The organism is Phenylobacterium sp. LH3H17, from assembly GCF_024298925.1.
In the GTDB taxonomy this organism is placed as follows: Bacteria; Pseudomonadota; Alphaproteobacteria; order Caulobacterales; family Caulobacteraceae; genus Phenylobacterium.
On sequence record NZ_CP101283.1, the window covers coordinates 143462 to 167006 of the forward strand.

27 protein-coding genes and 2 pseudogenes are annotated in these 23545 nt (G+C 70.1%); 20 read left to right on the forward strand and 9 right to left on the reverse strand.

All coding sequences use genetic code 11. The annotated features are described in order from the left end of the window. Nucleotides 1–14: 14 nt before the first annotated feature. The 3 genes from M9M90_RS00730 to M9M90_RS00740 form a co-directional block, all read right to left on the reverse strand. On the reverse strand, nt 15–731 hold the full coding sequence (locus tag M9M90_RS00730; RefSeq protein WP_254835256.1) for a 2OG-Fe(II) oxygenase family protein: 717 nt from the start codon (nt 729–731) through the stop codon (nt 15–17). Nucleotides 732–748: 17 nt separating this feature from the next. After that, a complete protein-coding gene (locus tag M9M90_RS00735; protein ID WP_254835257.1) occupies nt 749–1600 on the reverse strand; it encodes an SDR family NAD(P)-dependent oxidoreductase in 852 nt (283 codons plus the stop codon). 233 nt (nt 1601–1833) lie between these two features. Further along, on the reverse strand, nt 1834–2838 hold the full coding sequence (locus tag M9M90_RS00740; protein WP_254835258.1) for an NADPH:quinone oxidoreductase family protein: 1005 nt from the start codon (nt 2836–2838) through the stop codon (nt 1834–1836). Nucleotides 2839–3014: 176 nt separating this feature from the next. Between M9M90_RS00740 and rlmN the strand changes: the two genes are divergently transcribed. The 3 genes from rlmN to M9M90_RS00755 are packed head-to-tail and all read left to right on the forward strand — an operon-like array spanning nt 3015 to nt 5509. Then, nucleotides 3015–4193 carry a 23S rRNA (adenine(2503)-C(2))-methyltransferase RlmN gene (gene rlmN, locus M9M90_RS00745; RefSeq protein WP_254835259.1) on the forward strand — a complete coding sequence of 393 codons (1179 nt, stop codon included), beginning with the start codon at nt 3015–3017 and terminating at the stop codon, nt 4191–4193. Nucleotides 4194–4245: 52 nt separating this feature from the next. Then, the gene (locus M9M90_RS00750; protein ID WP_254835260.1) at nt 4246–4674 is read left to right on the forward strand and encodes a DUF350 domain-containing protein; all 429 of its coding nucleotides are present in this window, start codon (nt 4246–4248) and stop codon (nt 4672–4674) included. Between the two features lie 4 nt (nt 4675–4678). Further along, nucleotides 4679–5509, forward strand: coding sequence for a serine protease (locus M9M90_RS00755; RefSeq protein WP_254835261.1), 831 nt, complete (start codon nt 4679–4681; stop codon nt 5507–5509). 160 nt (nt 5510–5669) lie between these two features. Here the strand turns inward: M9M90_RS00755 and M9M90_RS00760 are convergent, their stop codons facing one another. The 3 genes from M9M90_RS00760 to M9M90_RS00770 are packed head-to-tail and all read right to left on the reverse strand — an operon-like array spanning nt 5670 to nt 9403. After that, on the reverse strand, nt 5670–7400 hold the full coding sequence (locus M9M90_RS00760) for an MFS transporter (protein ID WP_254835262.1): 1731 nt from the start codon (nt 7398–7400) through the stop codon (nt 5670–5672). Between the two features lie 37 nt (nt 7401–7437). Then, nucleotides 7438–8967: a response regulator gene (locus tag M9M90_RS00765; RefSeq protein ID WP_254835263.1), complete on the reverse strand. Its 1530-nt coding sequence runs from the start codon at nt 8965–8967 to the stop codon at nt 7438–7440. A 46-nt stretch (nt 8968–9013) separates the two neighbouring features. Next, complete coding sequence (locus M9M90_RS00770) at nt 9014–9403, reverse strand: helix-turn-helix domain-containing protein (RefSeq protein ID WP_254835264.1); 390 nt, start codon at nt 9401–9403, stop codon at nt 9014–9016. Between the two features lie 99 nt (nt 9404–9502). Here M9M90_RS00770 and M9M90_RS21225 point away from each other — a divergent pair. The 4 genes and pseudogenes from M9M90_RS21225 to M9M90_RS00785 form a co-directional block, all read left to right on the forward strand. Beyond that, nucleotides 9503–9691: pseudogene (locus M9M90_RS21225) on the forward strand (response regulator transcription factor); the annotation flags it as partial. 124 nt (nt 9692–9815) lie between these two features. Further along, nucleotides 9816–10208 carry a hypothetical protein gene (locus M9M90_RS00775; RefSeq protein ID WP_254835265.1) on the forward strand — a complete coding sequence of 131 codons (393 nt, stop codon included), beginning with the start codon at nt 9816–9818 and terminating at the stop codon, nt 10206–10208. Nucleotides 10209–10377: 169 nt separating this feature from the next. Beyond that, nucleotides 10378–10731, forward strand: a complete 354-nt coding sequence (locus M9M90_RS00780; RefSeq protein ID WP_254835266.1) for a hypothetical protein — start codon at nt 10378–10380, stop codon at nt 10729–10731. A gap of 62 nt (nt 10732–10793) precedes the next feature. Then, on the forward strand, nt 10794–11228 hold the full coding sequence (locus tag M9M90_RS00785; protein ID WP_254835267.1) for a hypothetical protein: 435 nt from the start codon (nt 10794–10796) through the stop codon (nt 11226–11228). Here M9M90_RS00785 and M9M90_RS00790 read toward each other — a convergent pair. Continuing rightward, nucleotides 11213–11617 (reverse strand): GFA family protein, encoded by a 405-nt coding sequence (locus tag M9M90_RS00790; RefSeq protein WP_254835268.1) that lies wholly within the window; start codon nt 11615–11617, stop codon nt 11213–11215. The genes M9M90_RS00785 and M9M90_RS00790 overlap by 16 nt on opposite strands. 11 nt (nt 11618–11628) lie before the next feature. Further along, nucleotides 11629–12123 (reverse strand): annotated as a pseudogene (locus M9M90_RS00795) (ATP-binding protein); the annotation flags it as partial. 7 nt (nt 12124–12130) lie between these two features. On the opposite strand from M9M90_RS00795, the gene M9M90_RS00800 reads away from it, so the two are divergent. Beyond that, nucleotides 12131–12580 (forward strand): helix-turn-helix domain-containing protein, encoded by a 450-nt coding sequence (locus M9M90_RS00800; protein WP_254835269.1) that lies wholly within the window; start codon nt 12131–12133, stop codon nt 12578–12580. A 67-nt stretch (nt 12581–12647) separates the two neighbouring features. On the opposite strand, the gene M9M90_RS00805 is transcribed toward M9M90_RS00800, so the two are convergent. Then, on the reverse strand, nt 12648–13409 hold the full coding sequence (locus M9M90_RS00805; protein WP_254835270.1) for a hypothetical protein: 762 nt from the start codon (nt 13407–13409) through the stop codon (nt 12648–12650). 136 nt (nt 13410–13545) lie between these two features. Between M9M90_RS00805 and M9M90_RS00810 the strand changes: the two genes are divergently transcribed. Genes M9M90_RS00810 through M9M90_RS00865 form a run of 12 tightly spaced genes read left to right on the forward strand, consistent with a single transcriptional unit; the run spans nt 13546 to nt 23527 of the window. Beyond that, on the forward strand, nt 13546–13953 hold the full coding sequence (locus M9M90_RS00810; RefSeq protein ID WP_254835271.1) for a hypothetical protein: 408 nt from the start codon (nt 13546–13548) through the stop codon (nt 13951–13953). After that, nucleotides 13950–14513 (forward strand): prepilin-type N-terminal cleavage/methylation domain-containing protein, encoded by a 564-nt coding sequence (locus M9M90_RS00815; protein ID WP_254835272.1) that lies wholly within the window; start codon nt 13950–13952, stop codon nt 14511–14513. Before M9M90_RS00810 ends, M9M90_RS00815 begins: the two co-directional genes overlap by 4 nt. Then, nucleotides 14510–15316 (forward strand): hypothetical protein, encoded by an 807-nt coding sequence (locus M9M90_RS00820; RefSeq protein WP_254835273.1) that lies wholly within the window; start codon nt 14510–14512, stop codon nt 15314–15316. The genes M9M90_RS00815 and M9M90_RS00820 overlap by 4 nt, the downstream gene beginning before the upstream one ends. Next, the gene (locus M9M90_RS00825) at nt 15313–15828 is read left to right on the forward strand and encodes a GspMb/PilO family protein (RefSeq protein ID WP_254835274.1); all 516 of its coding nucleotides are present in this window, start codon (nt 15313–15315) and stop codon (nt 15826–15828) included. Before M9M90_RS00820 ends, M9M90_RS00825 begins: the two co-directional genes overlap by 4 nt. Further along, on the forward strand, nt 15825–16370 hold the full coding sequence (locus tag M9M90_RS00830) for a hypothetical protein (protein ID WP_254835275.1): 546 nt from the start codon (nt 15825–15827) through the stop codon (nt 16368–16370). Before M9M90_RS00825 ends, M9M90_RS00830 begins: the two co-directional genes overlap by 4 nt. Next, the gene (gene gspD, locus M9M90_RS00835; RefSeq protein ID WP_254835276.1) at nt 16370–18274 is read left to right on the forward strand and encodes a type II secretion system secretin GspD; all 1905 of its coding nucleotides are present in this window, start codon (nt 16370–16372) and stop codon (nt 18272–18274) included. Before M9M90_RS00830 ends, gspD begins: the two co-directional genes overlap by 1 nt. A gap of 34 nt (nt 18275–18308) precedes the next feature. Beyond that, nucleotides 18309–18959 carry a hypothetical protein gene (locus M9M90_RS00840; protein WP_254835277.1) on the forward strand — a complete coding sequence of 217 codons (651 nt, stop codon included), beginning with the start codon at nt 18309–18311 and terminating at the stop codon, nt 18957–18959. Next, entirely contained in the window at nt 18929–19366 is a 438-nt protein-coding gene (gene gspG, locus M9M90_RS00845; protein ID WP_254835278.1) for a type II secretion system major pseudopilin GspG, read from the forward strand. The genes M9M90_RS00840 and gspG overlap by 31 nt, the downstream gene beginning before the upstream one ends. Beyond that, nucleotides 19363–20109, forward strand: coding sequence for an A24 family peptidase (locus M9M90_RS00850; protein ID WP_254835279.1), 747 nt, complete (start codon nt 19363–19365; stop codon nt 20107–20109). The genes gspG and M9M90_RS00850 overlap by 4 nt, the downstream gene beginning before the upstream one ends. Beyond that, a complete protein-coding gene (locus M9M90_RS00855; RefSeq protein WP_254835280.1) occupies nt 20091–21797 on the forward strand; it encodes a GspE/PulE family protein in 1707 nt (568 codons plus the stop codon). The genes M9M90_RS00850 and M9M90_RS00855 overlap by 19 nt, the downstream gene beginning before the upstream one ends. Continuing rightward, a complete protein-coding gene (locus M9M90_RS00860) occupies nt 21790–22995 on the forward strand; it encodes a type II secretion system F family protein (RefSeq protein WP_254835281.1) in 1206 nt (401 codons plus the stop codon). The genes M9M90_RS00855 and M9M90_RS00860 overlap by 8 nt, the downstream gene beginning before the upstream one ends. Before the next feature lie 10 nt (nt 22996–23005). Beyond that, nucleotides 23006–23527, forward strand: a complete 522-nt coding sequence (locus tag M9M90_RS00865; RefSeq protein WP_254835282.1) for a hypothetical protein — start codon at nt 23006–23008, stop codon at nt 23525–23527. The last annotated feature ends 18 nt before the right edge of the window (nt 23528–23545 follow it).

Consider the following 23545-nt stretch of genomic DNA (forward strand, 5'->3'; position numbering starts at 1 on the left):
GGGCGGCGCGGGGCTCAGCGCTCACGGATCCATCCGGTGACCGACAGTCGCTCGCCGGCTGCGTAGCTCGCCACCTGGGTCACCGCGTGCAGCTGGGGCACTCGGAAGATGTTCAGCGCATTGAAGGTCGGGACATAGGCCTCGGCCACATGGCCGTCGGGGTCATAAAAGGCGAGCAGCCCGCCCCAGTCGGTGCGCCAGGCCGGGGTGAAGTTCAGCACATAGGCGTAGAGCCGGTTCTTGCCCTCCACGCCGTCGTCGTGGGCGGCGAGGAAGTCGCCGGCCCGGTAGCGGGTGGCCTGGGCGTCAACATAGGCCGGGCGCGGATCGCCCGTCAGCTTGCGGACGAACTGGAGGAAGGCCTCGCTGTTCAGCAGGCTGTAGACGGATTCCAGGGGCGCCAGGGGGCCGCCGGCGCGCTGGCCGGCCTCCATCAGGTCCGACAGCCGCCAGGCGTCGAACTGGTACTGGAAGCCGGCCTTGCCGCCCTCGACCATGGCCGCGTCCATGGCCGCGCGCCGGTCCGCCGGCATGGCCGCCAGGGTCTCCAGGGCGAAGTCGTAGGCCTTGCCGCCGATGTGCATGGACTTGTGCCAAGGCGTGGCGGTCGCCAGCGCCGTGCTCACGGCCCGGGCCTGGGCGAGCGGCAATATGCCGGGCAGGTGCAGGCGCCCGAAACGGGCGAAGGCGGCCGTCAGCTTGCCGGGGTCGACCCCGGGCGCGAGCCTCAAGCTGGAGGCCGCACCGCTCAAGGCTGGGCCGGCGCCAGGTCGCCGAACATGGCGGCGAAGGGCGAGCCGGCGCTCTGATCCCAGGCGTGGCGGCTGCCCACGGTGATCCCGCCGTCGACCACGATGTGTGTCCCCGAGACGAAGGCCGAGGCGTCGGAGGCCAGGTAGAGCGCGGCCTGGGCGATGTCTTCGGGCATGCCGGCCTTGGGCACGGGCTGCACCGTGGCCGCGCCCTCCGCGACGCGGGCGGCCATCTGGTCGGCGACCTCGCGCGGCAGGCCCATGGAGGCGCCGAAGATGGAGGTGGCGATCAGGCCCGGGCAGATGGCGTTGACCCGGATCTTCTGCGGCGAGAGCTGGGCCGCCGCCACCCGGCTCATGTGGACGACCCCGGCCTTGGCCGTGGAATAGGCGATGGGACCCCAGCCGGCCTGCAGTCCGGCGATCGAGGCGGTGTTGATGATCGAGCCGCCGCCGCGCTCCAGCATCAGCGGCACGGCGTGCTTCATGCCCAGCGCCGGGCCCCGGACGAGGACGTCGAAGATCCAGCTCCAGCCCTCGGCGGTGATCTCGGGGATCGAGGTCATCCGGTCGGAGATGCCGGCGTTGTTGAACAGGATGTCCAGCCCGCCGAATTCCGACTTGGCCAGCTTCAGAGCGGCCTCGATCTGGCCCTCGTCGGTGACGTCGCAGTGGGCGTAGGCGACCTTGCCGGGGAAGCGCCTGGCGAGCATGGCGCCTTTTTCGTCCTGGATGTCGGCGGCCACGACCCGCGCGCCCTCGGCCACGAACAGCTCGACCGTTCCCAGCCCAATCCCCGACGCGGCCCCGGTGATCACCGCCACCTTGCCGTCCAGACGACCCGCCATGCCCCGCTCCCTTTATATGATCGGCGATAACTAGAGCCGGATCGACGCGGCGTCGAGAGAAAGACCCTGTTCGGGCTTGGCGCCAACCCCCAGATGCTCCCCCGCTGGGGGAGCTATCGGCCGAATGGCGGACTCTTCCCGCCGGGGATGAAACCCCGCCGTCACGTCGCCGAAGTGCGCGACGCGCCACCTCCCCCAAATCGCGCTGCGCGTTGGGGGAGGCTCTGGGGACCTCAGTCGATCGTCACCACGACCTTGCCCATGGCCTTGCGGCTGCCGAGGTGGGCGATCGCGTCGGCGCCCTTGGCGAGCGGGAAGCTCTCGGAGACGTAGGGCTTGATCTTGCCTTTGGCGTAGAGCTCCAGCAGCTCTTCGATGCTCTGCTGGAAGAGGCCGGGATTGCGCGCCGTCCAGTTGCCCCAGAACACGCCGACGATGTCGCAGCCCTTCAGGAGGGCGAGGTTCAGGGGGATGCGCGGGATGTCACCGGCGGCGAAGCCGATCACCAGGTAGCGGCCTTCCCAGGCGATGGCGCGCAGGGCGGGCTCGGCATAGTCGCCGCCCACCGCGTCATAGATCAGGTCGAAACCGTCGGCGCCGCCGGCTTCCTTAAACAGGGCGCCCAGCGCCTTCTGGCCATCCTTGTCGAAGGGGCCGCGGCCATAGACCACCCCGGCGTCGGCGCCGTGCTTTATCGCCAGATCGACCTTCTCCTGGGTGGAGCAGGCGGCGACCACGCGGGCGCCCATGGCCTTGCCCAGTTCCACCGCCGAGAGGCCGACGCCGCCGGCCGCGCCCAGCACCAGCAGGGTGTCGCCGGGCTTGATGTGACCACGGTCCTTCAGCGCGTGATAGCTGGTGCCGTAGGTCAGGATGAAGGCCGCGGCGATGTCGTAGGGCATGGCGTCGGGGATCTTGGTCAGCCGGCCGGCCGGGGCGCTGACCTGCTCGACCATGCCGCCTGAACCGATCTGCGCCAGGACGCGGTCGCCGACCTTCACATTGGTCACGCCTTCGCCGACGGCGGAGATCACGCCCGAGAGTTCGCCACCAGGGGCGAAGGGGCGCGGCGGCTTGGCCTGGTACTTGTCCTCGATCATCAGCACGTCGGGGAAGTTGATCCCCACGGCCTTGACGTCGATGGTGGCGAAGCCGGGCTTGGGCGCGTCCGGCGCGGGGATGTCCTCATAGACCAGGGTCTCGGGTCCGCCCGTAACCTTGCTGAGCACCGCTTTCATCGTCGTCTCCCGCGTCATCTTGGATTTGGCGCGGACGCTAGCGCAGGGGCGCGGGGCGCGGAAGGGTCAGGCGAACATTTGTTTGATTGACTCCGCGCGGCTAGGTCGCGGGCGGTTCATTTGGTGGAAGGGCCGCCTTCGCCTATATTGGCAGGCTTCCAGACAGCGAGTTTCCCTTGGGCGTCACCCTTGATCTTTCGCGCGGATCCTCCGCGCCCACGGCCGTGAAGCCGAACCTCTCCGGCCTGACCCGCAAGGGTCTCGCCGAGGCGCTGGTGGCTGCCGAGGTGGTGAAGCCCGAAAAGGCCAAGATGCGGGCGACCCAGCTCTGGCGCTGGATCCACCACTATGGCGTCACCGACTTCGCCATGATGACCGACGTCGCCAAGGAGACCCGCGCGGCGCTCGCCGAGGCCTTCTCGCTGACTCGGCCCGAGATCGTCGAGCGCCAGGTGTCCAAGGACGGCACCCGCAAGTGGCTGATCCGCATGGCCCCGGGGATCGAGGTCGAGACCGTCTATATTCCCGATGTCGGCCGATCCGGCGCGCTCTGCGTCTCCAGCCAGGTGGGCTGCACGCTCAACTGCACCTTCTGCCACACCGGCACCCAGGCCCTGGTTCGCAACCTGACCGCCGCCGAGATCGTCGCCCAGGTCCAGGTCGCCCGCGACGACCTTTCGGAATGGCCCTCGCCCAAGGAAGACCGCCGGCTCTCCAACATCGTCTTCATGGGCATGGGCGAGCCGCTCTACAATCTGGACAATGTGGCCGACGCCATCGACATCATCTCCGATGGAGAGGGCATCGCCATCTCGCGGCGGCGGATCACCGTCTCGACCTCGGGCGTGGTCCCGGAGCTGCACGAGTTGGGCGAGCGCACCCAGGCCATGCTGGCCATCTCGCTGCACGCCACCAACGACGCCCTGCGCGACGTCCTGGTGCCGCTCAACAAGAAGTATCCGATCGAGCAGCTGATCGCCGGCATCCGCGCCTATCCGGGCCTGTCCAACGCCCGGCGGGTGACGTTCGAATACGTCATGCTGAAGGGGGTCAACGACAGTCCGGCCGAGGCTCTCGCCCTGCTCAAGCTGCTCAAGGGCGTGCCGGCCAAGATCAACCTGATCCCGTTCAACCCCTGGCCGGGAACGGACTACGAATGCTCGAGCTGGGGCGCGATCGAGACGTTCGCGGCGATCCTCAACAAGGCCGGCTACGCCTCGCCGATCCGCACCCCGCGCGGCCGCGACATCCTGGCGGCCTGCGGGCAGCTGAAGTCGGAGAGCGAGAAGGTCCGCGCCAGCGCCCGGCGCAAGGCCCCGGTCGAGCCGCCGGAGGCTGAGGGCATTGTGGTCTAGCGCCACCATGATAACCCTTCGCCCCGACCTTAACTTTCGCTGACGGGCCCCCATGCCGCCAGACCTGCAGTCCCCTGAAATCCAGGCCTTCGCAACCGGCTTTCCGATCACCCTGATGCATATCGCGGTGACGGTGCTGATCCTGGTCCTCGCCGCGGGCGTCTACATCCTGCTGACGCCGCACAAGGAGATCACTCTGATCCGGGCCGGCAATTCCGCCGCCGCCCTGTCGCTGGGCGGTGTGCTGCTCGGCCTCTCCATTCCGCTCGCCACGTCATTGGCGCGCTCCACCTCCATGCTGGAGATCGCGCTCTGGGGCGCCGCGGCCGTGGCGCTGCAGTTGCTGGTCTTCCGGTTGGTGGACATGCTGCTGCGCGGCCTGCCCCAGCGGATCCAGGAGGGCGAGGTCGCCGCCGCGGCCCTGCTGGTCGGCGCCAAGCTGGCCACCGCCGTGATCATCGCCGCCGCGGTCTCGGGCTAGGACAGTGCATTTCCCCCGGCTACCCGACTGGTTGGTCTATCTGGCGGTGGTGCTGGCGCTGCTGATCGGCGCCGTGGGCCGCCAGGAACGCGCCGACGCCCCTCCGCCGCCGCCGCCGGTGGCCGGGGAGGAGGGCCTGCCGCTGGGTCCCGCCTCGCCGTTCGATCCGTCGGTGGTGGTCGACGTGCCGGACATGGCCGAACCGGGGGTGGGCACCGCCTTCTCCGTGGCCGACAAGGGCGTCTGGGTCACCGCTCGCCACGTGGTCGACGGCTGTTCGCAAACCGCCATCGTGGTGGCCGAGGGCCGCGGCGTGGAGGCCAAGGTGCGCATCGATCCGCGCGGCGAGGCCGCGATCCTCACCACCGAGGGCGGGGCGCCGCCCCTGCCCATGGGTCTGGACCAGCCGCTTCGCCGGGGTGACCGCGCCTATCACCTGGGCTTCCCCCAGGGCCAGCCGGGGGAGGCCACCTCGCGCCTGCTGGGCCGTGAGAACCTGGTGGTGCGCGGTCGCGGCGCGCGCACCGAGCCGGTGCTGGTCTGGGCCGAGACCGGCCGCACGGACAATCTCAAGGGCTCCCTGGCTGGACTTTCCGGCTCGCCGGCCCTGGACCGCGCGGGCCGCGTGGTGGGCGTCACCGTGGCCGAGTCCCCCCGCCGGGGCCGGATCTACACCACTGCGCCCGAGACGGTGACCAGCGCGCTGGTCGCCACCCACGAGCGGGCCGCGGGTTTCGCCATGGGCGAGCCGATCACCATCGAAAACTACGGCCGGGTCGCCGACACCCTGCGCCGCGACCTGCGCGTGGCGCAGGTGATCTGCCTGAAGACCTAGAACTCCAAATCCTCCCCTAGCGCGCAGCGCGGTTTGGGGGAGGTGGATCGTCGCCTCTTCGCGACGAGACGGAGGGGGTTGAAGCGCGCCAAGGCGAGTCAAAGTCCCCCTCAGTCGGCTTTGCCGACAGCTCCCCCAAAAGGGGAGCATCTCAGGCTACCTAGACCGCGGGCTCCGCCGCAGCGTCGGTAGCTGTCTCATCCTTCGGGGTCTTGGCCGCGACCATGAAGGCCAGGACCACGCCGATCACCCCGATCAGGGCCGAGTAGAGGAAGAAGACCACATAGCCGGCGCCGAGCGCCTGGGCGGTGACCCCCGACTTGGCCGCCGCCGCGGCATAGGCTTCGGCCGGGGTGGCGGCGAACAGGGCCTTGAGCGCGGCGAAGACGCCGCCCGCGTCGGCCGAGGCCGCCGCCCCCTCGACGATCCGCCCCGACTGCGAGGCCACCAGCTTGCCCGGCAGAGAGTAGAGCGAGGAGAACAGGGCGTACTGGGTCGCTGTGAAGCCCGCCGACGTCAGGCTCGACATGTAGGCGATCAGGCAGGTGCCGGAGAAGCCGCCGGCGATGTTGTCCACTCCGATGGCGATGGTCAGCGCGCTCATCGAGGCGCCCTGCGTCGCCAGCCAGGCGAACACCAGGTTGCTCAATGGACCCGCGAAGGCGCCGACCACCAGGGCCCGCAGCAGGCCCAGCCGCACCACCGCGAAGCCGCCCAGGCCCACGCCGAGCATGGTCATGGGAATCCCGAACACCTTGCGGATCTCGGCGATCTCGATCTTCGAGAAGCCCAGGTCCTGGTAGAACGGGTTCATGATGTTGAGCACGAAGTCCGACAGCCGGTAGAGGCAGATGGTGGCCAGGATCAGCGCCGCCAGGCCCCCGAACCGGGCGAAGAATTCGCGGAACGGCTCGCCCAGGGCCACGCCCAGATAGCGGCCCGGCCGGGTCTGGACCCCGGGCACGGGGCAGGCGGCCAGGAAGATGATCGTTCCGCCGACGACGACCCCGGCGATCTGTGCGAAGACGCCCCAGGGCTTGGCCTCCCAGGCGGCCTTGAAGCCCTCGGCGGCGCCCGTCTGACCCAGGCGGGCCATGGCGTCGGTGATGATCGCTACATTGCCCGAGAGCCCCGAGCCCAGCACCAGGGCGCCGAACACCAGCACCGCCAGGCGGGCGAACCATTCGGGAATCTCGAAGGCCGGGCGCGAGGGGATGTCCTCGGCGTGGATCGGACGGATCTCGTGCTGGGCCTCGCGCGGCGCCCCCAGGACGCCCGCGACGCCGATCAGCATCAGGAGCGCCATGATCGCATAGCTCATGTTCCAGGAGATCACTTCGGCCAGGGCCAGGGCCGCGGCCCCGGCCGCCACATTGGCCAGCCGCCAGCCCCACTGATAGGCGGCCGCCATGACGCCCTGCTTCTCCTGCCCCGCGGCCTCGATCCGCCAGGCGTCGATGACGATGTCCTGGGTCGCGCCGGCGAAGCCGACCACCACCGCGAAGAGCGCGATCAGGCCCAGATTGGTCGCCGGATTTCCGCCCGCCATCAGCCAGAGGCCGATCATGATCGCCGCCTGGGCCACCAGCATCCAGGAGCGGCGATGGCCCAGCCACTTGGTCAGGCCCGGCACCTTGGTGCGGTCGATCAGCGGCGCCCAGAGGAACTTGAAGGAATAGGCCAGCGTCGCCAGGCTGAGGAAGGCGATGGTCTCAAGGCTGAGGCCGGCGTCGCGCATCCAGGCCGAAAGGGTGTCGAAGATCAGCAGGTTGGGCAGGCCCGAGGCGAAACCCAGGGCCAGCATCACCAGGGAGCGACGCTCCAGATAGACGGCCAGGGACTGCAGGGCGCCACGCTTGGGGGCCGGCGCGGCTTGGCTTTCGGTGGTCATGGACAGGCGTTCCCGGCGCGCGGGGCCGCCCCCGCCGTCAGCGGACCTTGGCCCGCTCCGCTTTTCCCGTCCAGTCGCCGCGCCCGGTCCATTTGGCTAGCGCCCGGCGCAGGGCGTCGGGAGAGAGCGGCTTGACCAGGAAGTCGTCCATGCCGGCCGCCAGGCAGGCGTGGCGGTCCTCCTCGAAGGCGTTGGCGGTGAGCGCCACGACCGGAGTCCTGACCCCCAGGATCCGCGCCCGCTCGGTGGTCTGCAGGCCCGACATGCCGGGCATGCGCATGTCCATCAGGATCAGGTCGTAGTCGCCGACCGCGAGCGCCGCCAGCGCCTCCTCGCCGCCGCTGGCCTGGTCGACGGCGCAGCCTTCGCGGCGAAGCAGGGTGCGGGCCAGCAGGGCGTTGATGGGATTGTCCTCGACCAGCAGCACGCGGGCGCCTGGCGCCGCGGCGGGGGCGACGCGATCATCTTCTTCCGGCGCCTCGACGCGATGGGCGCCCGCGCGCAGGCCGGCGGCGGCCAGCACGCGCTCGGCCAGGGATCCCCGGCGCAGGGGCTTGATCAGGTAGCCGGCGAAGCCCGCGGCGCGGTAACGGTCGATCAGGCCGCGATCCTCCGGCGCGAGCAGCACGATGGCCGTGCGCCCGGCGGGCAGGGGCAGGGTCTTGCCCGACGCCGCGAGGGCGTGGTCCAGCAAGAGGACATCGGCGGGGCCGGCCTGGGCGATCAGGGCCGCGACGCTCGTGGCGCCGACGGCGTCACCGCCGCCGGCCTCGATCAGGCGCCGCGCCGACTCGGCGAGGACGGGATTGGCGCTGGCCAGGGCCACGGTGCGGCCGCGCAGGGCGAATTCAGGCGTGGCCGGCAGGCGTTCGAGGTCCGCCTCGAACCAGAAGGCCGCGCCCCCATGGGCCGAGGTCTCGACCCCGACCGCGCCGTGCATGGCGCTGGCCAGCTTGCGGGCGATGGCCAGGCCCAGGCCCGCCCCGCCCAGTTGCAGGTCGTGCGACGGGTCGGCCATTTCGAAGGCCTCGAAGATCTTGTCGCGGGCCGCCTCGGTGACACCCGGGCCGGTGTCGGCCACGGTGAAGCGCAGGCGTTCGCCCACCTCGGCGACGGTGACCAGCACGCCGCCTTGCGTCGTGAACTTGATGGCGTTGCCCGCGAAATTCAGCAGGATCTGGCGCAGCCGGCCCTCATCGGCGAAGGCCTGGCCGATCCCGGCCGGAGCGGCCCAGGCGATCTCCAGCCCCTTTTCGCGCGCCCTCGGCGACATCAGCTCGCACACCGAGCGCAGCAGGCCCTCGACCTCGAAGGTCGACGGCTGCAGCTCGATCTTGTCGGCGCCCAGGCGGGCGAAATCCAGTACGTCGTTGACCAGGCCCAACAGGTGCTCGCCGGAATCGCGCAGCGCCGCCACATAGGCGCGCTGCTCCTGGGTCAGGCGGGTGCCCTCCAACAGCCGGGCCATGCCCAACACGCCGTTCAGCGGCGTGCGGAATTCGTGGCTCAGGGAGGCGAGCTGTTCGGCGCTGACGTTCGCGGCGCGGGGTGGGGTCTTGCGGGCCATGACGTCAACCCTAACGACCGCCGCTTAATGGAGGGTCAAACCTCGCTCAGGACGAGCGAGGGACCGCCATCTCGCGCGCCAGGGCCACCAGGGCCGTCCGCGCCGAGGCCTTGGGTATGTCGACGAAGGCTTCCAGCAGGTCGACCGCTCCGGATACGGCCAGGGCCTGGACGATGTCGTCGGCGGCGTCGGAGATCGCGCCCTCCTCGCCGACCAGCCAGCCGACCGTGGTGTCCAGCGCCGCGGCGACCGCCACCAGGGTGGAGCCCGAGACCCGGTTGGCTCCGCGCTCGTACTTCTGCACCTGCTGGAATGACACGCCGATCTGATCGGCAAGCGCCCCCTGGCTTATCCCCAGGGACTTGCGCCGCAGGCGCATCCGCGCGCCGATGGCGATATCGACGGGATCGGGTCCGGCAGCGTCGTCGAGGGCCATGTTGCGACCTCCTCAGCCGCCCTGCGGCGATATACGGCGCAAGAGCGTAACCATAGCGAGTAGACTCGTTCTCGCGCGGGTGTCTAACCTGTTCACCTTATGCGCGCGCCGCAAGAGACGATCGAGGACCTTGTCGGGCTTCTCACTCCCCGGGAGCGGGATTGCCTGCGGCTTGTCGACCGTCATCTCAGTTCCAAACAGATCGCCCGCGAGCTTGGCATGTCCAAGGCCTCGGTCGACACCTACTGCGACCGCGCCCGGCGAAAGTTGGGCGTAGGCGACCGCTACAGCGCCGCGCGCGCCCTGGCCGACCATGACCCGGTTGTCCCCATCGCGTCGGGACATGATCCAATCAGGACAGACAACGAGGCCCCGCTACCGCTCCATGACGCCGAACAGGGAGATGGGGCGTATGGGAGAGTTGTTGCGAAGGCTGGCGGACGTCAGGGCGATCCGGACGGGGCTGCCGAGCGAGCCGGACACCGCGATCCGGCGGGCGGACGTCGAGCGGGCTCTGCGCCTGCGCCGGGAGGTGGAGGCCTTCGAGCGTCGCTGGCCGGAATACCGGAACGACCAACCGATGGCGCCCGGCTTTTCGTGGGGCCAGCTGGAGCGGCAGCTGGCGGACCTCGTCGACACCCCGGCCAAGCAGGCCATGGCTCGGGAGCTGGTTTCGGCCACCCGCAAGATGGCCCGCTTCAAGCCGCCGGAAATGGTGCTGCGGGAAATCCTCTGCCTCAGCTGGGCGCTCTTGGACGAGAGCTTCCAGCCGGAGTTGGAGGAGGGATCGGCCGAAATGACCTAAGCCCCGCGATACGCCTGGGCCTGGTCGGTCTCATCGCCATTGTCTCGGCCCTCGCATTCGGGGCCCTGCTGGCCGGCCTCCACGCCCTCCAAAACCTGATCTGACTCCACCGACATTCTGGAACTTCCACCAACGCACCGGGGGGCTACCGGCGCGCAGGAGAACACTCATGCTCAAGCAACGCCGTATGATCGCCGACCAGATCGCCGCCAGCCTGTTCGAGGCCGAGGCCGCCATCGATGTCGCCCTGGCCAAGACCGCCCGCCTGGCGGGCGTCATGCCGGGCCTTCGGGCCGACGCTGGCCTCTCGGCCCTGATCGGCCAGGACGCCGTCGAACGCGCCAGCGAGGCCATCGCCGCGCTCGCCAGCGCGCGGCGGGCCATCGTCGAGACCCACAAGGAGCTGGACGCCGCCAAGACCCAGATCGGCCTGGGCGCGGTGATGTTCGGCGATGGCGCTGAAAAGCCCCCGCAGGTGGCGCTCGGCCGCAGGCTCCGCACGGTGGGTCAGACCGCAGCCTGAGCTTTCAGCTCTGGCTCGCGTCTGCGAAGAATGGGACCCTTGGGCGACCAGGGGTCCTTACCTTGTATTTCCAGAACCTCCCGCAACAGATCTGGCTCGTCGTGATGGCCTTGGTTTGTGGCCTTGCATTCTGGCGTGGACGCCGCCCGGAATGGATCGTGGCGTGCGCCTGTATTCTGGCATGGGCGCTCACGCCGTTGGCGCAGAACTCACGCAATTGGTTCGACCCCCAGTGGGGCGTCTTCGCTGTCGACCTGGCTCTGCTCGCAGTGCTGGTCTGGCTGACCTTGACCACGGACCGGACCTGGCTGCTGTTCGCCAGCGCATTCCAGCTCCTGGCGGTGATCATCCACCTCGCCATTCTGGTCGACCACAGCGTGAACCCAATGCCCTACCGACAGGCCCTGGTCATCTGGAGCTATCTGGTGATAGCCGCCTTGGGGGTGGGGGCATGGCTGGAGGGCCGCCGCATGCGCGCCGATCAGCCAACCCCATAGTTTCCCGGAATCTGCTTCACCCCGTCGGTGATCTCGTACCAGGCCGGCTTGGAGGCGACATTGAGGTGGATCACGGGGCGCAGGCCGGGATCGTCGTCCAGGGCCGAGGCCGCCACCGGGAAGGTCTCGTGCTGGTCGGAGGGCTCGCCGATGGGCGAGCCGCAGGTTCCGCAGAAGCCGCGCACGTGGCGAAACGGCGGCTCGGGGGCATAGCGGCGGATGTCTTGGGCGCCGGACAGCAGGCGGAAGTCGCGGGCGCGGACCATCAGCACCGCGGCGAAGACCCCGGCCGACTTGCGGCAGCGCGAACAGTGGCAATAGGACAACGACAGCGGTTCGCCGGCGATCTCGAAGCGCACCGCGCCGCAAAGGCAGCTTCCGCGGATCATCGTAATTTCCTTCAGGCCAGGACGGGCGCGACCGTGCGCCGATAGACCAGCGCCTCGGCCACATGGACGCGGCGCACGCCGCCGGAGCCGTCGAGGTCTGCAATGGTGCGGGCCAGGCGCAGGGTCCGGGTCCAGCCGCGGGCGGTCAGGCCGCCGGCCTCGGCGGCCTTGGCCAGCAGGGCCCGGGCCGGGGGATCGAGGTCGGCGATCTTCTCGAGGAAGTCACCGTCGGCGCGGGCGTTGAGCGCGGCCCCCTCGTCGCCGGCCCGTTCGGCCTGCAGGGCGCGGGCGGCGGCCACCCGGGCGGCGGCCTCGGCCGTCCCCTCTGCCGGGGCGGGCAGGGCGAGGTCGGCGGCGCTCACCGGCGGCACGTCGATCTGCAGGTCGATGCGGTCCATGAACGGGCCCGAGACCTTCATCTGGTAGTCGGTCTGGCAGCGCGGGGCCCGGCCGCAGGCGCCGCGGCCGGTCCCGCCCATCCCGCACTTGCAGGGGTGTGTCGCACTTTGGCGAATGCCCGTTTCGGTGCGCCTCAAGGGTTTGAAGCCCGACCTGACCGCCCTCCAGGCGGACACGGCGTTGTCAGCGAGGCTCCGGCTCAGACGGCGCGAGCTTGGTTTGTTGCAGGTGGAGGCGGCACGGCTCATGGGCGTCAACGAGTGGACCTACACGAATTGGGAGAAAGCCTACTACGAGCCGCTCGACCGCTTCTATCCGGCGATCATCGGCTTCCTTGGGTATGAGCCGTGGCCAGAGCCAACAACGTTAGGCGAGGCGCTACAAGCGGAGCGGCGGCGGCGGGGTCTTCCTGTGAAGCGAGCGGCCGCTCTTGTTGGCGTGGATGAGGGAACGTGGTCGCGGTGGGAGAGGGGCGAATGGAAACCGATGACGCGGGCGCGCGACGTGATCGATGCATTCCTTCAGCTCTCGACGAAGGCCGTGTTTCCAGGGGAGGTGCGATAGATCGCGACCCGCTAGCGAATGAGAATTTCACCGTATCGCCTATCCTGCCGAAGCCACCACTCTTTAACTACCGGGCCGCCGGAAACTCGAGACGGTGCACCTGGTTTCCAAACCGTGCCTCATTGCGCGGCAGGCAGGCGGCCAGGGCCGCCAGCGCGCCGGCCTCGGACTGCAGGCGCGGCTCGTCTATAATTTCGGCCGAGGCGCGCAGAACCTTCGGCGGCGTGCGCAACCGCCCGAGGGTGTCGAGCGAGACCTGGAGCGTCACCGCGACCTTGTTGCGCCGCCCGATGTTGCGCCAGCAGGGCGCGACCCGTCCCCAGAGCTCGCCGGTCGAGGCGCTTCCTGTCGTCTCACCGTCGGTTTTCTCGCGACCCTCGCGCCCTTCGCCCAGGACGTCCGAGAGGGCGCGCGGGGCTGGCCGTCTTGCATCCTCACCGGGTTGATCTGGGGCTGTAGGCGCGGGCTTGGCGGCCTGGTTCGCAGCCAGGCGCTCGGCAAGGCCGCGGAAATCGTCTGTGCGCGCGCTCACCGGGATCGCGATGCCGTTCTCGGCCGTGGCTTGCAGCCGGGCCACCAGGGGACTGAGATCGGAGGTCGGCTCCGCGATGACCGGGCTCGGAGAATATAATCGGACCAACGCCACGCTAATGGTGGGCCCTGCCACGCCGCCCGCGGTGCTTGACGCCGAGACGAGGCCACCTTTGGCCGCGCTGAACATCAGCGTGAAGACGCCCGCATGAAGCAGGGTCGAGGTCAGCAGGATCGCGGTTTGCCGAGATCGCCTGCGGCCCTTCCGACGGGACTGATGGGCGCGCCGTGTTGGCATGAACGACTCAACGACCCCCGACGCGAATGCCGACCCCGATCTCACTGCAGGTTGCGCAACCCTATGTATATGTTATCGCTCGCACGGCAACGCTTGGGGGCGGCGCAGGGTGCGTGTTTTACGGGTCAAGTCCGCGGTGGATCGCCGAGCCCCCCGGGTTTGGCGGCGGACCGGTCTGCGGCCCGATCGCCGAAGCGAAGGCGGCTATGCTGTCGTCGACGCCATGGTCGGGCTGATGATCATCGCCATGGTGCTGATCGAGGGGCTCGGCGCTGCGCGGAACGCGGGCCAGGCCAGCGAGATGGCGCTAGATCTGCGTCGGGCCCATCAACTGCTGGTCCATCTCATGGAGATGGCGCCTGACCGATTGGGCGAGCAGACCGGCGTCAGCCAGGGCTTCGCTTGGCGGGTCGAGACGTCGATCACCGGCGGAGAACGTCCGATCGAGATCTGCCGCCGGTCCGTCGAACTGACGCGGCAGAACACCCGCCGTCACTATGAGATGGCCTCGCTCCAAAGCTGTCCCGCGACGCCAGAGCCATGAACGAGGCCGGCTACACGCTCACCGAGACCCTCGCGGCGCTGGCCGTCATCGGCCTGGCGATGGGAGGGCTGAGCCTTGGCCTGCAGGTCATCGGACGCCTGCAGTTGCAGGCCAGCCAGGGTGTGGCGAAGGATCATGAAATCCGGGCCTCGCAGAATCTTGTGGACGATCTCCTGCTCGCCGGCGCGCCCTTTCGCTCGCACGAGGCCGACAGGTTTGTGGGGACGGGGGACGGCTTCCGGTTCGCGTGCGGGGCCCCCGATCCCTGCGAGGTGAGCCTGCGCCGGGACGGTTCGGGCGAGCAGCTTCGCATCCAGTCCCAGTCCGGCGATCCAATGGAAATCGGCATCGGCGCCGCCGGAGAGGCCCGGTTCGTCTACCAGGGCTCGGCCGGCGCGTCGGACATCTGGCCGCCCCAGGCGCCCGAGCGGCAATCTTTGAAGGCGATCTCGCTGATCCGCACCTCGAGCTCGGGAGAGGCCATCCTCCTGAGCGCCCGGCTCTGGCTCGAGCAACCGGCCCCGTGCGCCTATGACACCGTCCTGCGAGACTGCCGATGATCTCGCTGGCCTCCGAGCGTGACGCGCCAACGCCGGTCGAAGCGGCGGACGACGCCGCGCCCGTCCAGCCGCAGGTCTTCGTGCGGGCCTTCTCCGTCCCCGCGGGCCTACCGTGGGAGCAGTCGCGCGCCGCCCAGCTCGACGCGCGGCATGGCTCACCCCTGCCGATTGACGAGCTGCTGGTCCAACTCAGGCGCCTCGATCGCTGGTCGCCGGGCAGGCCCGCCCGATACGCGGCCTTCTATATCCGCGGTCAGGACTATCGCGAGCCCTTCGAGACTACCCTCCAGGTCGATGGCCAATCGATCACGGTCGCCTTCGGCGCGCGCCGGCAGGATCTTGATCGCGTCAAGCTCGCCGCGATCGCGGCCCTGGCCATCGTCCTGAGCGGAGCGGTTCTGGGAGGTGGCGTGGTGATGGCGCTCGGCGCGCGCAGTCAGGCGCTGGCGAAGCTGGAAACCGCCGAACAACTGGCCCTGGCCAAGCGCAAGCTGGCCCTGGCGCATCAAAACCAGATCACCCTGGCGCGCGGGCTTCGGGGCGAGATCGGGCGCTCCAGGCCCGTCGAGGAGGTGCTCGCCGATCTCGACTGGGCCGCGGCGTCCAAGGCGCCGGACGCACGGATCTCCGCCCTGCATTGGGATCACGGCCTGCTCGCCGTGGAGGCGCGCGGCCAGACCCCGCCATTCATCGCTGGCGATCGCCCCTTGCAACGTTCCGGCGCCCAGCTTCGCCCGGGGGTGTGGCTTTGGGGTGTCGAACCACGGGCGGCCCGGGGCGCTGACCTGGGAGCGGATCGGTGATCCTGCAGGGACCGCCGACGGCGCGCGACGCCTTCATCGTGACCGGGGCTGTGGCCGGCTGCGCGCTTGGATTGGGAATGCTGTTGGCGACGATCGCCGCGCCCAAGGCCGTCGAGACCCGCGCCAGGGCCCTGGAGGCCCAGGTTCCGGAGATCGCCCGTCTGATGCGGCCGGGCCGTGGGGCCGCGACCCTGCAGCCAGGCACGATTTGCGCGGGGACACCCGCTCGTCAGGCCCAGGATCTGCGGGCGCAGCTCACGAGCTTGGCGGGCGAGCGCCAGCTTGGCCTGACAGCGCTCGACGTGCGGATCGAGCCAGCGGCGGATCCGAGGTCCAAGGTTACTCCCATCCGCTTTCGCTTCGAGGTCTCGGGGCCTTACGACGGCGCGATCGAGCTGTTGCGCCGGCTGGCCGCCAACCGGCCCATGGTGTTCGCCGACACCGTCGATCTCAGTTCGCAGACCTCCAGTGTCACCTTGGCTTTCTCGGGGCGCGTGTTTTGCGGCGAGTGATCTTTCTTAGCGCGGCGGCGCCCATCGGCCTGCTGACCGGCTTCCTCGCCTGGTCGGCCGCTGGGGGGGCGAGCGCGAGCTTGGACCGGCTCGCGCCCATCTCCGCGCAGCTGATGGCGTTGCGGCCGCTGGCCTCGGCGACGCTCCGGCAAACGCCGCGCGGCGAGGGCCTGCTGGCCATGCCGATCTTCGCGCTCACCGTGGGGCCCGGCGCGGTCCGTGAGCCGGCGATCCGGGTCGACGGCCTGTCGGTGTCCAGACGTCGCGCCGCGGCCCTGGTGTCCATCGACGGGGCCGCCGCCCAGTGGATGAGTGTCGGCGAGTCGCAGGACGGGGTGACCTTGCGCGCGGTCAGCGCGAGCAAGGCGGTTTTCGATACCGAACTCGGCGACAAGGAACTGGGACTGGGCGAGCAGTCGGCCTCCAGCGCGCCGGCCGCGAGCGCCAGCGACAGCGTCGAGGTCTCTCCGACCATCGTCGATCGGATCCCTCCGGGCTTCCGGTCGCCGCCCCCGCCCGCCAGCGCGAAAGAACAGCCCTAGTGATCTTGCGTAACAGCGCCCATGCGGCGATCGCGGGCCTGGTCTGTCTCATGGCGGGCCTGTTCGGGCTTGCGCCGGCCAGCCTGGCCCAGGCGCGGCCCCCAGCGGAGTCCTACGCCTTCGCCTTCCAGAACGCTGAGATCGCCCTGGTGGTCCAGGAGGTGCTGGGCGAGGCGGGCGTCGCCTATTCGATCGACCCGACCATCACCGGCCGGCTCACCTTCCGGATCGAGCAGCGACTGACCCGCGAGCAGCTGATCGCGGCCCTCGAAGCCGTGCTGGCGGCCAACAACATCGCCATGGTCCGAAACGGCGAGCTGCTGGCGATCACCCCGCAGGCCAAAGCCAAGTCCACCGCCGGGATCCGACAGGACCCACGGGCCATCGGTCTGGCCGGCTATGAGGTGGTGGCCATTCCGCTGGCCTACGCCCAGCCGACGGAGGTCGCCCGGGCCCTGGAAGCCATCGCCGCCTCCGACACCGTGCTCTACGCCAACGACAAGCTGGGCCTGCTGCTGCTCGGCGGGTCCGGCGCCCAGCTGCGCGCCGCCCTCGACGCCCTGAAGATCTTCGACCAGAGCGCCTTCCAGGACAGCCGGATCCAGTGGTTCGAGCTTTCCCAGGCCCAGGCCACGACCGTGGCGGGGGAGCTGGAGCGGATCGTCCAGGGCGCGGGCCTGGTCGGCGTGACCGTTGTGCCCCTCAAGCGGTTGAACGGGGTCATCGTCTTCGGGCGCTCGGCTGAAGCGCTGGCTGAGATCGCCAAATGGGTGGCCCGGCTCGACACGCCGGGCAAAGAGGTCTCCTCGACGCTCTGGGTCTATCGCCCGAGCCACACCTCCGCCGAGGCCCTGGCCCGGACCCTCGGCGGCCTCCTGGGAACCTCATCGGGACAGAGCCTCACCCCGTCGACCGCCTCCGCCCCGATGTCCTCGGCCGCCGGCGCGACTAGCGCGCCGGTCATGGCGCTCGCGATGGCCGGGCCCGGAACGGGCAACACCGATGAGGAGGTGCGGATCGGGGTTGATCGCGAGAGCAATGCGCTGCTGTTCTTCGCCTCGCCCACCCGCTGGGTGCAGGTGCAGCGGATCCTGGGCGAGATCGACCGGCCGCAACGCCAGATCCTGATCGAGGCCTCGATCATCGAGGTGACGCTGGGCCGACAGTTCCAGTTCGGGGTCGACTGGTCGGTGTTCTCCAACGACCTGCAGGTCAGCGCGGTGAACAACAAGACCGGGGTGGTCGCGCCGTCCTTCCCGGGCCTCTCCATCACCTTCCTGAACAACAACATCGAGGCCGCGGTGCGGGCGCTGGGTTCGCGCTCGAACATCGAGGTGATCTCGGCCCCGAAGATCATCGCCCTCGACAACCGCACCGCCCGCCTGCAGGTGGGCGATCAGGTGCCAATTGTCACCCAGTCGGCCCAGAGCACCAATTCGTCCGACGCCCAGGTGATCAGTTCGGTCGACTACCGCAGCACCGGGGTGATCCTGACCGTGACGCCGCGGATCAGCGGCGACAACCAGCTGGTGCTCGAGGTCGCCCAGGAGGTGAGCTCGGTTAGCAAGACCAGCACGTCGGGGATCGACTCGCCCACCATCCAGCAGCGGCGATTCGAGAGCGCGCTCATTCTGCGCAACGGCGGGACGGTGGCGCTGGGCGGGCTGATCAGCACCAACAAGTCCAGCTCCAACGCCGGCGTCCCGGGCCTGAAGGACATTCCCGTACTGGGCAGCCTGTTCCGCAGCGAGGGCCGCGAGCAGAGCCGCAGCGAACTTATCGTGCTGCTCAGCGCCACCATCATCGCCGACGCCGCCGACGCCGACCGGGCGATGACGGACTTGGCCTCCGACATGCGCGAGTTGAGGGCCCGTGGGCTGCTCCCGACCGTCACCCCGCAATAGCGGCTATGCGACGCCCGCGGCCCTTGTATTCGCCTTGGCGATCGCCTTGATCGCCGCGGCGTTGGTGGGGCGCAGCGTCGCGGCCCTGCGCCTGGCACGCGCCGACATGGCGCGAACCCAGGCCGAGTACGGGCTCGACGGAGCCCATTTCGCGGCCGCCGCCGCCATCGTGCGTAGCCTCGACGAGGGCCCCTTCGGCTGGAGCCTCTCCACCGATGTGGGCTGGGTCGAGATGCTCGCCGAGCCGGAGGCCGGCAAGCTCGGCGTCAAGGCGGCGAGCCAGCTGCCGGATGGGATTGTCGCCGCCTTCGGCGTGGCCGATCCCGCGGCGCTGAAGGCGAAGATGGCGCAGATCGACGAGCAGGATCTGGCCACGGAGATCGACGAGCTCGATCCCGCGCCGCTCTGGCAGGCCTGCGCGCCGCGCATGATCTCCGCCTTTGGGACGGCCAAGACCTTCACCTACGCCGGGCCCGGCGAGCCCCGCGCCGAGCGCGATCTCCCCAACTGGCGGGTAGGCGAGGTCTGGCGTGTGCGGGGCACAACCGCAACGGGTTGGCGCGACGACAGGATCGTGAGATTTACAGGAGACGCTCGCCATCCGGCCGCGACAGTCGCGCGGCGGATGGCGCGGAGTCATGTGGGGGAGGGGACATGCGCCGAAATACTGAGCGCCGCCGGCTAGATGGCCAGGCGGGCTACACCCTGACGGAAATCCTAGTAGTCATGGCGATCATCGGCCTGATCGCCGCGATCCTGACCCCCGGCCTGGTGGGTCAGCTCGGCCGCGCCCGCGCCAAGACCGCCAAGCTCCAGTTGGATTCGATCGCCGCCGGCGTGGAGATGTTTCGCTCCGACGTCGGCCGGTATCCGACCGAGGCCGAGGGATTGCGCGCCCTGATCAACCAGCCCGGCGACGTGGACGGCTGGACCGGCCCCTACATCAAGGACGGCAAGGTGCTGGACGATCCCTGGGGCAACGACGTCGACTACAAGAGCGAGCAGGCGGGGCGGAGCTTCGTGGTGAAGAGCCTGGGCGCCGACGGTCGCGCTGACGGCTCGGGCCTCGACCGCGACATCACCGCCCCATGACCCCGGCAGCCCCCGCCCTGGTCGTCGCGGGCCTGGCGGGCTTGGCGCTTGGAAGCTTCTCGGTGACCGGCGCGGTCCGCTTCGAACGCGCCGGGACGGCTCGGTCCGCCCGTTCGGCCTGCGACCGTTGCGCCGCGCCCCTGGGTTTCGCTGAGACCTTGCCGCTTGTCTCCTACCTGCGCCAGGCTGGCGCCTGCCGGAGCTGCGGCGGGGCCATCGACCCGATCCATGTGGTGGGCGAGGTCGCCGGATGCGCGGTCCTGGTGAGCGCGATGTTCGCCGAGGACCCACGACGCGGCCTGCTGATCGCGGCCCTCGGGCTCCTGCTGATCGCCTCGGCCGCCATCGACTGGCGCACCCAGCGCCTGCCAGACCGCCTGACTGTCGCCATGGCGGCCGTCGGCGCGACCCTCGCCTGGACCGCGTCGCCCGACCGCCTCCTCGAAGGGCTGGCCGCCGCCGGTTTGACCCTGGCGATCCTGCTCGGTCTGCGGGCCGTTCGAGGCCGGTTCGCCGCCGACCCAGGCCTGGGCCTTGGCGACGTGAAGCTCCTTGGAGCGCTGGCCCTCTGGCTGGGCGCGGCGACGCCCTGGGCGGTGGCCTTGGCCGCCGGCTTCGGGCTCCTGCTCGGACGGATCGGTCGAGACGCCGAGGGGCGTATTCCCTTCGGCCCCGCCATCGCGCTTGGCGCCTGGTGTGTCGGCGTGGCGAGCGAGGTCTCCCCGTGGCCGATGACAGCCTGACCTCGGTCTTCGCCAGCGTCGGGCGCTCCAAGCGCGAGGCGGTGCTGGAGCACCTTCAGGCCGAAAGGCTCGTGGACGCCTCGGCGCTGGCCCGCGCCGAGCTGGTCGCCGGACGCACCGGCCAGCCGATCGAGCAGGTCCTGAACCAGCTCGGCAGTCTCTCCGACGACGACCTTGTGGGCGCCTACGCCAAGGTCTGCGGCTGCGAGGTGTGGGAGCCGGCCAAGCTCTCCCTGACCGGCGATCTTAGCGGGCTGGGCGCCTCCACCGACTTCCTGCGCCGCGCGCGCCTGCTGCCGCTCCGCCGCGCGGCCAAGGCGCTCACCTGCGCGGCCTGCGATCCGCTGGATGACCAGGCGCTCTCGGGCCTGGTCTTCGCCACGGGATGCGATGTCAGGATCCTGGCCGCGCGGCCGGCCGAGTGGCAGCGGGCGTTCGACAACGCCTATGGCGCGCCGGGCACGACGGCGCCGGCCCCCGACGAGCGGCGGCTCGAGCGGGAGATCGACCTCGTCAAGGACCGGTCGACGGAAGGATCGGGCGCCCGGCTGGTGGCCTCGGTGTTCGAGGCCGCGATCGCCGCTGGCGCCTCCGACATCCACTTCGAGCCCACACGCCATGCCCTGCGGGTGCGCTTGCGGGTGGACGGCCGGCTCATCGACCACCAGGTGGTCTCGGCCGATTTGGCCGCCCCTGCGGTCTCCCGCGTCAAGGTGATCGCCAACCTGAACCTGGGCGAGCGCCGCCTGCCGCAGGACGGGCGCACCACCTTCGTGGTCCAGGGCAAACAGGTTGACGTCCGCGTGGCCACCTCGCCGACGGTCTTCGGGGAGTCGGCGGTGCTGCGGATCCTCGACCGCACCGCCGTGCCGCTAGACCTCGACAGCCTTGGCTTGAGCGAAACCATCGCGGCGATGTTGCGGCGCGCGGCCCGGGCGGCGCACGGCCTCTTCCTGATCACCGGCCCGACCGGCAGCGGCAAGACCACGACCCTCTACGCCCTGCTCGAGACCTTCGCCGGATCGGGCAAAAAGGTCCTCAGCGTCGAGGACCCGGTGGAATATCACTTCGACCACGTGTCCCAGACCCAGGTCGCCGCCCAGCTTGGCCTCACCTTCGCCTCGGCGCTGCGCTCGTTCCTGCGCCAGGACCCCGACATCATCCTGGTGGGCGAGATCCGCGATCCCGAGACCGCGGCGGTGGCCGTGCAGGCCGCCATGACCGGCCACTTCGTCCTGGCCTCCGTCCACGCCAATGACGCGCTGGCGGTGTTGCCGCGCCTGCGCGACATCGGCGTGGAGCCCTACCAGCTGGCCGCCGGCTTCCGAGGCGCGGTCGCCCAGCGGCTCGTGCGCCGGCTCTGCCAGGCCTGCGCGGCGCCCGAGCTGCCGAGCGAGCCCGAGCACCTCTTCGCCCATGCGTTGGGCCGGGCCCCGCCGGCGAGTTTCGCCCATGCCGTGGGCTGCCCGGAGTGCCGCTCGACGGGGTTTCGCGGGAGGATCCCGATCGCCGAGGCCTTCCAGGCCAACGACGACCTGCTGCGCGCCGTGGCTGAGCACCGGCCGGCCGCCGAGATCGAGGCGATCGCCCGGGCCGGCGGCCTGAGGGGTATGGCGCACGACGGCTACGACAAGGCGCTGAGTGGCCTGACAACGCTCGAGGAAGTGGCCGCGGCGCTCCATGGCTGAGCGGCGGTTCCTCTATCGGGCGATCGACCCCTTCGGCCGCCGCGTCAAGGGTTCGGTCATCGCCCTCGACGATGCGAGCGCCTTCGAACAGCTGCGGCGCGACGGGCTCTCGCCGCTGTCGCTGCGCGCGACGGCGGCCGCGGCGTCGAAGGCCAGGCCCGCGGGCCTGCGGCCCCGGGAGTGCGCCGACTTCCTCTCCAACCTGGCCGATCTCCTCCAGGCCGGCGCCGACATCCGCACGGCCCTGGGCATCCTGGAGGCCCGGTTCGAGCGCCCCGGCGTCAAGGACCTAAGCGCGCGGCTGTCGGACGATATCGCCGGCGGGGAATCCCTGGAGCGCGCCTTCCTTAAGGCCTTCGGAGAGCGCCAGGCCTTCGTGGCGCCCATGGTCGCAGCCGGCGAGGCGGCCGGAGACCTGCCGGGCGGCCTACAGCGGGCGGCCGAGGTGATCTATTCCCGGCTCAAGCTGCGCGATCAAATGGTCTCGGTCATGGCCTATCCGGGCTTCGTGCTGGTGAGCGCCATTGGCGCCTTGCTGGTGATCCTGCTGTTCATCGTGCCGTCGATCGCGCCCCTGGCCACTGAGATGGGCGCCGAACCGCCGCTCGCCCTGTCGGTCATGATGGCCGCCAGCGACGGCCTGCGCGCCCATGGCCTGGTGATTGCGATGCTGGGCGCCGCCGGCCTGGCGCTGGTCTGGGTCGCGGGCGTCGCGGGCCTGCTGGACGTGGCGATCGAGCGCCTGCTGCTGGACGGTCCCGTGCGTCGCACGGTCGCGGGCCTGGTGTTCGGATCCTTCGCCACATCCCTCGGCACCATGCTGGCGGCCGGGACGCCGATCGGGGAGGCCCTGCGTCTGGCTATCCGGTCCTCGTCGTCCAAGGGCGCCCGGCGCAGGCTCGAACCAGTGGCCCACGCCGTGCGCCAGGGTGAGTACCTCTCCAACGCGCTCTCCGGCGTCGCCGGTTTCCCGTCCGCAATCGTGCGCCTTGTAGCAGTCGGCGAGGCTTCGAACGCCGTCGGGCAGTTGCTGATGCGCGGCGGCAAGCTCGAGGAAGACGCCGCTCTACGTCGGATCGAGACCCTCGGGCGCATCGCCGGCCCGGCCCTCATTGTCCTGCTCGGCGCCGTGCTGGGCGTCCTGATGGGCGGTCTGCTGTCTGGCGTGAGCCAAATGGGACAATCGGTATTGGAATAGGAACAGGATCATGGCGAACAACCAGAAACGCGCAGCCAAGGTCGGAGCTGCGCCTTGGGCGGCCCTGATGATCCTGGGGACGGCCCTGGCGAACCCGTCGACCGCCCAGCCTTCCGGGGAGCCGCCGCTGGTGAGCGCCTATCTCGAGCAACTCGCCCAGGCCTGCGGCGGCGCGGCGGCCGGCCGTCTGTCGCCCGATCGAGTCGACCTCAATCGCGACGGGGTCGACGACTGGGTCGTGGACGCGGCCCGGCGACCCTGCGTCAAGCCGGTCGCGGGGCTCGCGCGCCAGGGCGATCTCCTGACAGTGTTCGTGAGCCTGAAGGATGGGCGGACCGTCCCGGCCTTCCAGGCGGTGACCCACGGATCCCGGCTCGAACGGCTGTCGGGCGTGACTACCTTATGGGTGAGCGTCTCGGGGGCGGACTGCGGGGAGCCCGACCCAGCGGCGAGATGCGATCGGCGGCTGGCCTGGCGGCCCGAGGCCTTCCGCTTCGTTCTTGAGGCCGCCGGGCCAAAGGCCACGCGTTAGAACCCGCTGGGCCGCCGT

Excerpts from the sequence above, each read along its gene's own strand:
- M9M90_RS00735 (WP_254835257.1), bottom strand. The coding sequence starts at position 1,600 with ATGGCGGGTCGTCTGGACGGCAAGGTGGCGGTGATCACCGGGGCCGCG.
- M9M90_RS00740 (WP_254835258.1), bottom strand. The coding sequence starts at position 2,838 with ATGAAAGCGGTGCTCAGCAAGGTTACGGGCGGACCCGAGACCCTGGTC.
- M9M90_RS00750 (WP_254835260.1), top strand. The coding sequence starts at position 4,246 with ATGCCGCCAGACCTGCAGTCCCCTGAAATCCAGGCCTTCGCAACCGGC.
- M9M90_RS00760 (WP_254835262.1), bottom strand. The coding sequence starts at position 7,400 with ATGACCACCGAAAGCCAAGCCGCGCCGGCCCCCAAGCGTGGCGCCCTG.
- M9M90_RS00765 (WP_254835263.1), bottom strand. The coding sequence starts at position 8,967 with ATGGCCCGCAAGACCCCACCCCGCGCCGCGAACGTCAGCGCCGAACAG.
- M9M90_RS00770 (WP_254835264.1), bottom strand. The coding sequence starts at position 9,403 with ATGGCCCTCGACGACGCTGCCGGACCCGATCCCGTCGATATCGCCATC.
- M9M90_RS00775 (WP_254835265.1), top strand. The coding sequence starts at position 9,816 with ATGGGAGAGTTGTTGCGAAGGCTGGCGGACGTCAGGGCGATCCGGACG.
- M9M90_RS00780 (WP_254835266.1), top strand. The coding sequence starts at position 10,378 with ATGCTCAAGCAACGCCGTATGATCGCCGACCAGATCGCCGCCAGCCTG.
- M9M90_RS00790 (WP_254835268.1), bottom strand. The coding sequence starts at position 11,617 with ATGATCCGCGGAAGCTGCCTTTGCGGCGCGGTGCGCTTCGAGATCGCC.
- M9M90_RS00800 (WP_254835269.1), top strand. The coding sequence starts at position 12,131 with ATGCCCGTTTCGGTGCGCCTCAAGGGTTTGAAGCCCGACCTGACCGCC.
- M9M90_RS00805 (WP_254835270.1), bottom strand. The coding sequence starts at position 13,409 with ATGCCAACACGGCGCGCCCATCAGTCCCGTCGGAAGGGCCGCAGGCGA.
- M9M90_RS00815 (WP_254835272.1), top strand. The coding sequence starts at position 13,950 with ATGAACGAGGCCGGCTACACGCTCACCGAGACCCTCGCGGCGCTGGCC.
- M9M90_RS00820 (WP_254835273.1), top strand. The coding sequence starts at position 14,510 with ATGATCTCGCTGGCCTCCGAGCGTGACGCGCCAACGCCGGTCGAAGCG.
- gspG (WP_254835278.1), top strand. The coding sequence starts at position 18,929 with ATGCGCCGAAATACTGAGCGCCGCCGGCTAGATGGCCAGGCGGGCTAC.
- M9M90_RS00850 (WP_254835279.1), top strand. The coding sequence starts at position 19,363 with ATGACCCCGGCAGCCCCCGCCCTGGTCGTCGCGGGCCTGGCGGGCTTG.
- M9M90_RS00860 (WP_254835281.1), top strand. The coding sequence starts at position 21,790 with ATGGCTGAGCGGCGGTTCCTCTATCGGGCGATCGACCCCTTCGGCCGC.
- M9M90_RS00865 (WP_254835282.1), top strand. The coding sequence starts at position 23,006 with ATGGCGAACAACCAGAAACGCGCAGCCAAGGTCGGAGCTGCGCCTTGG.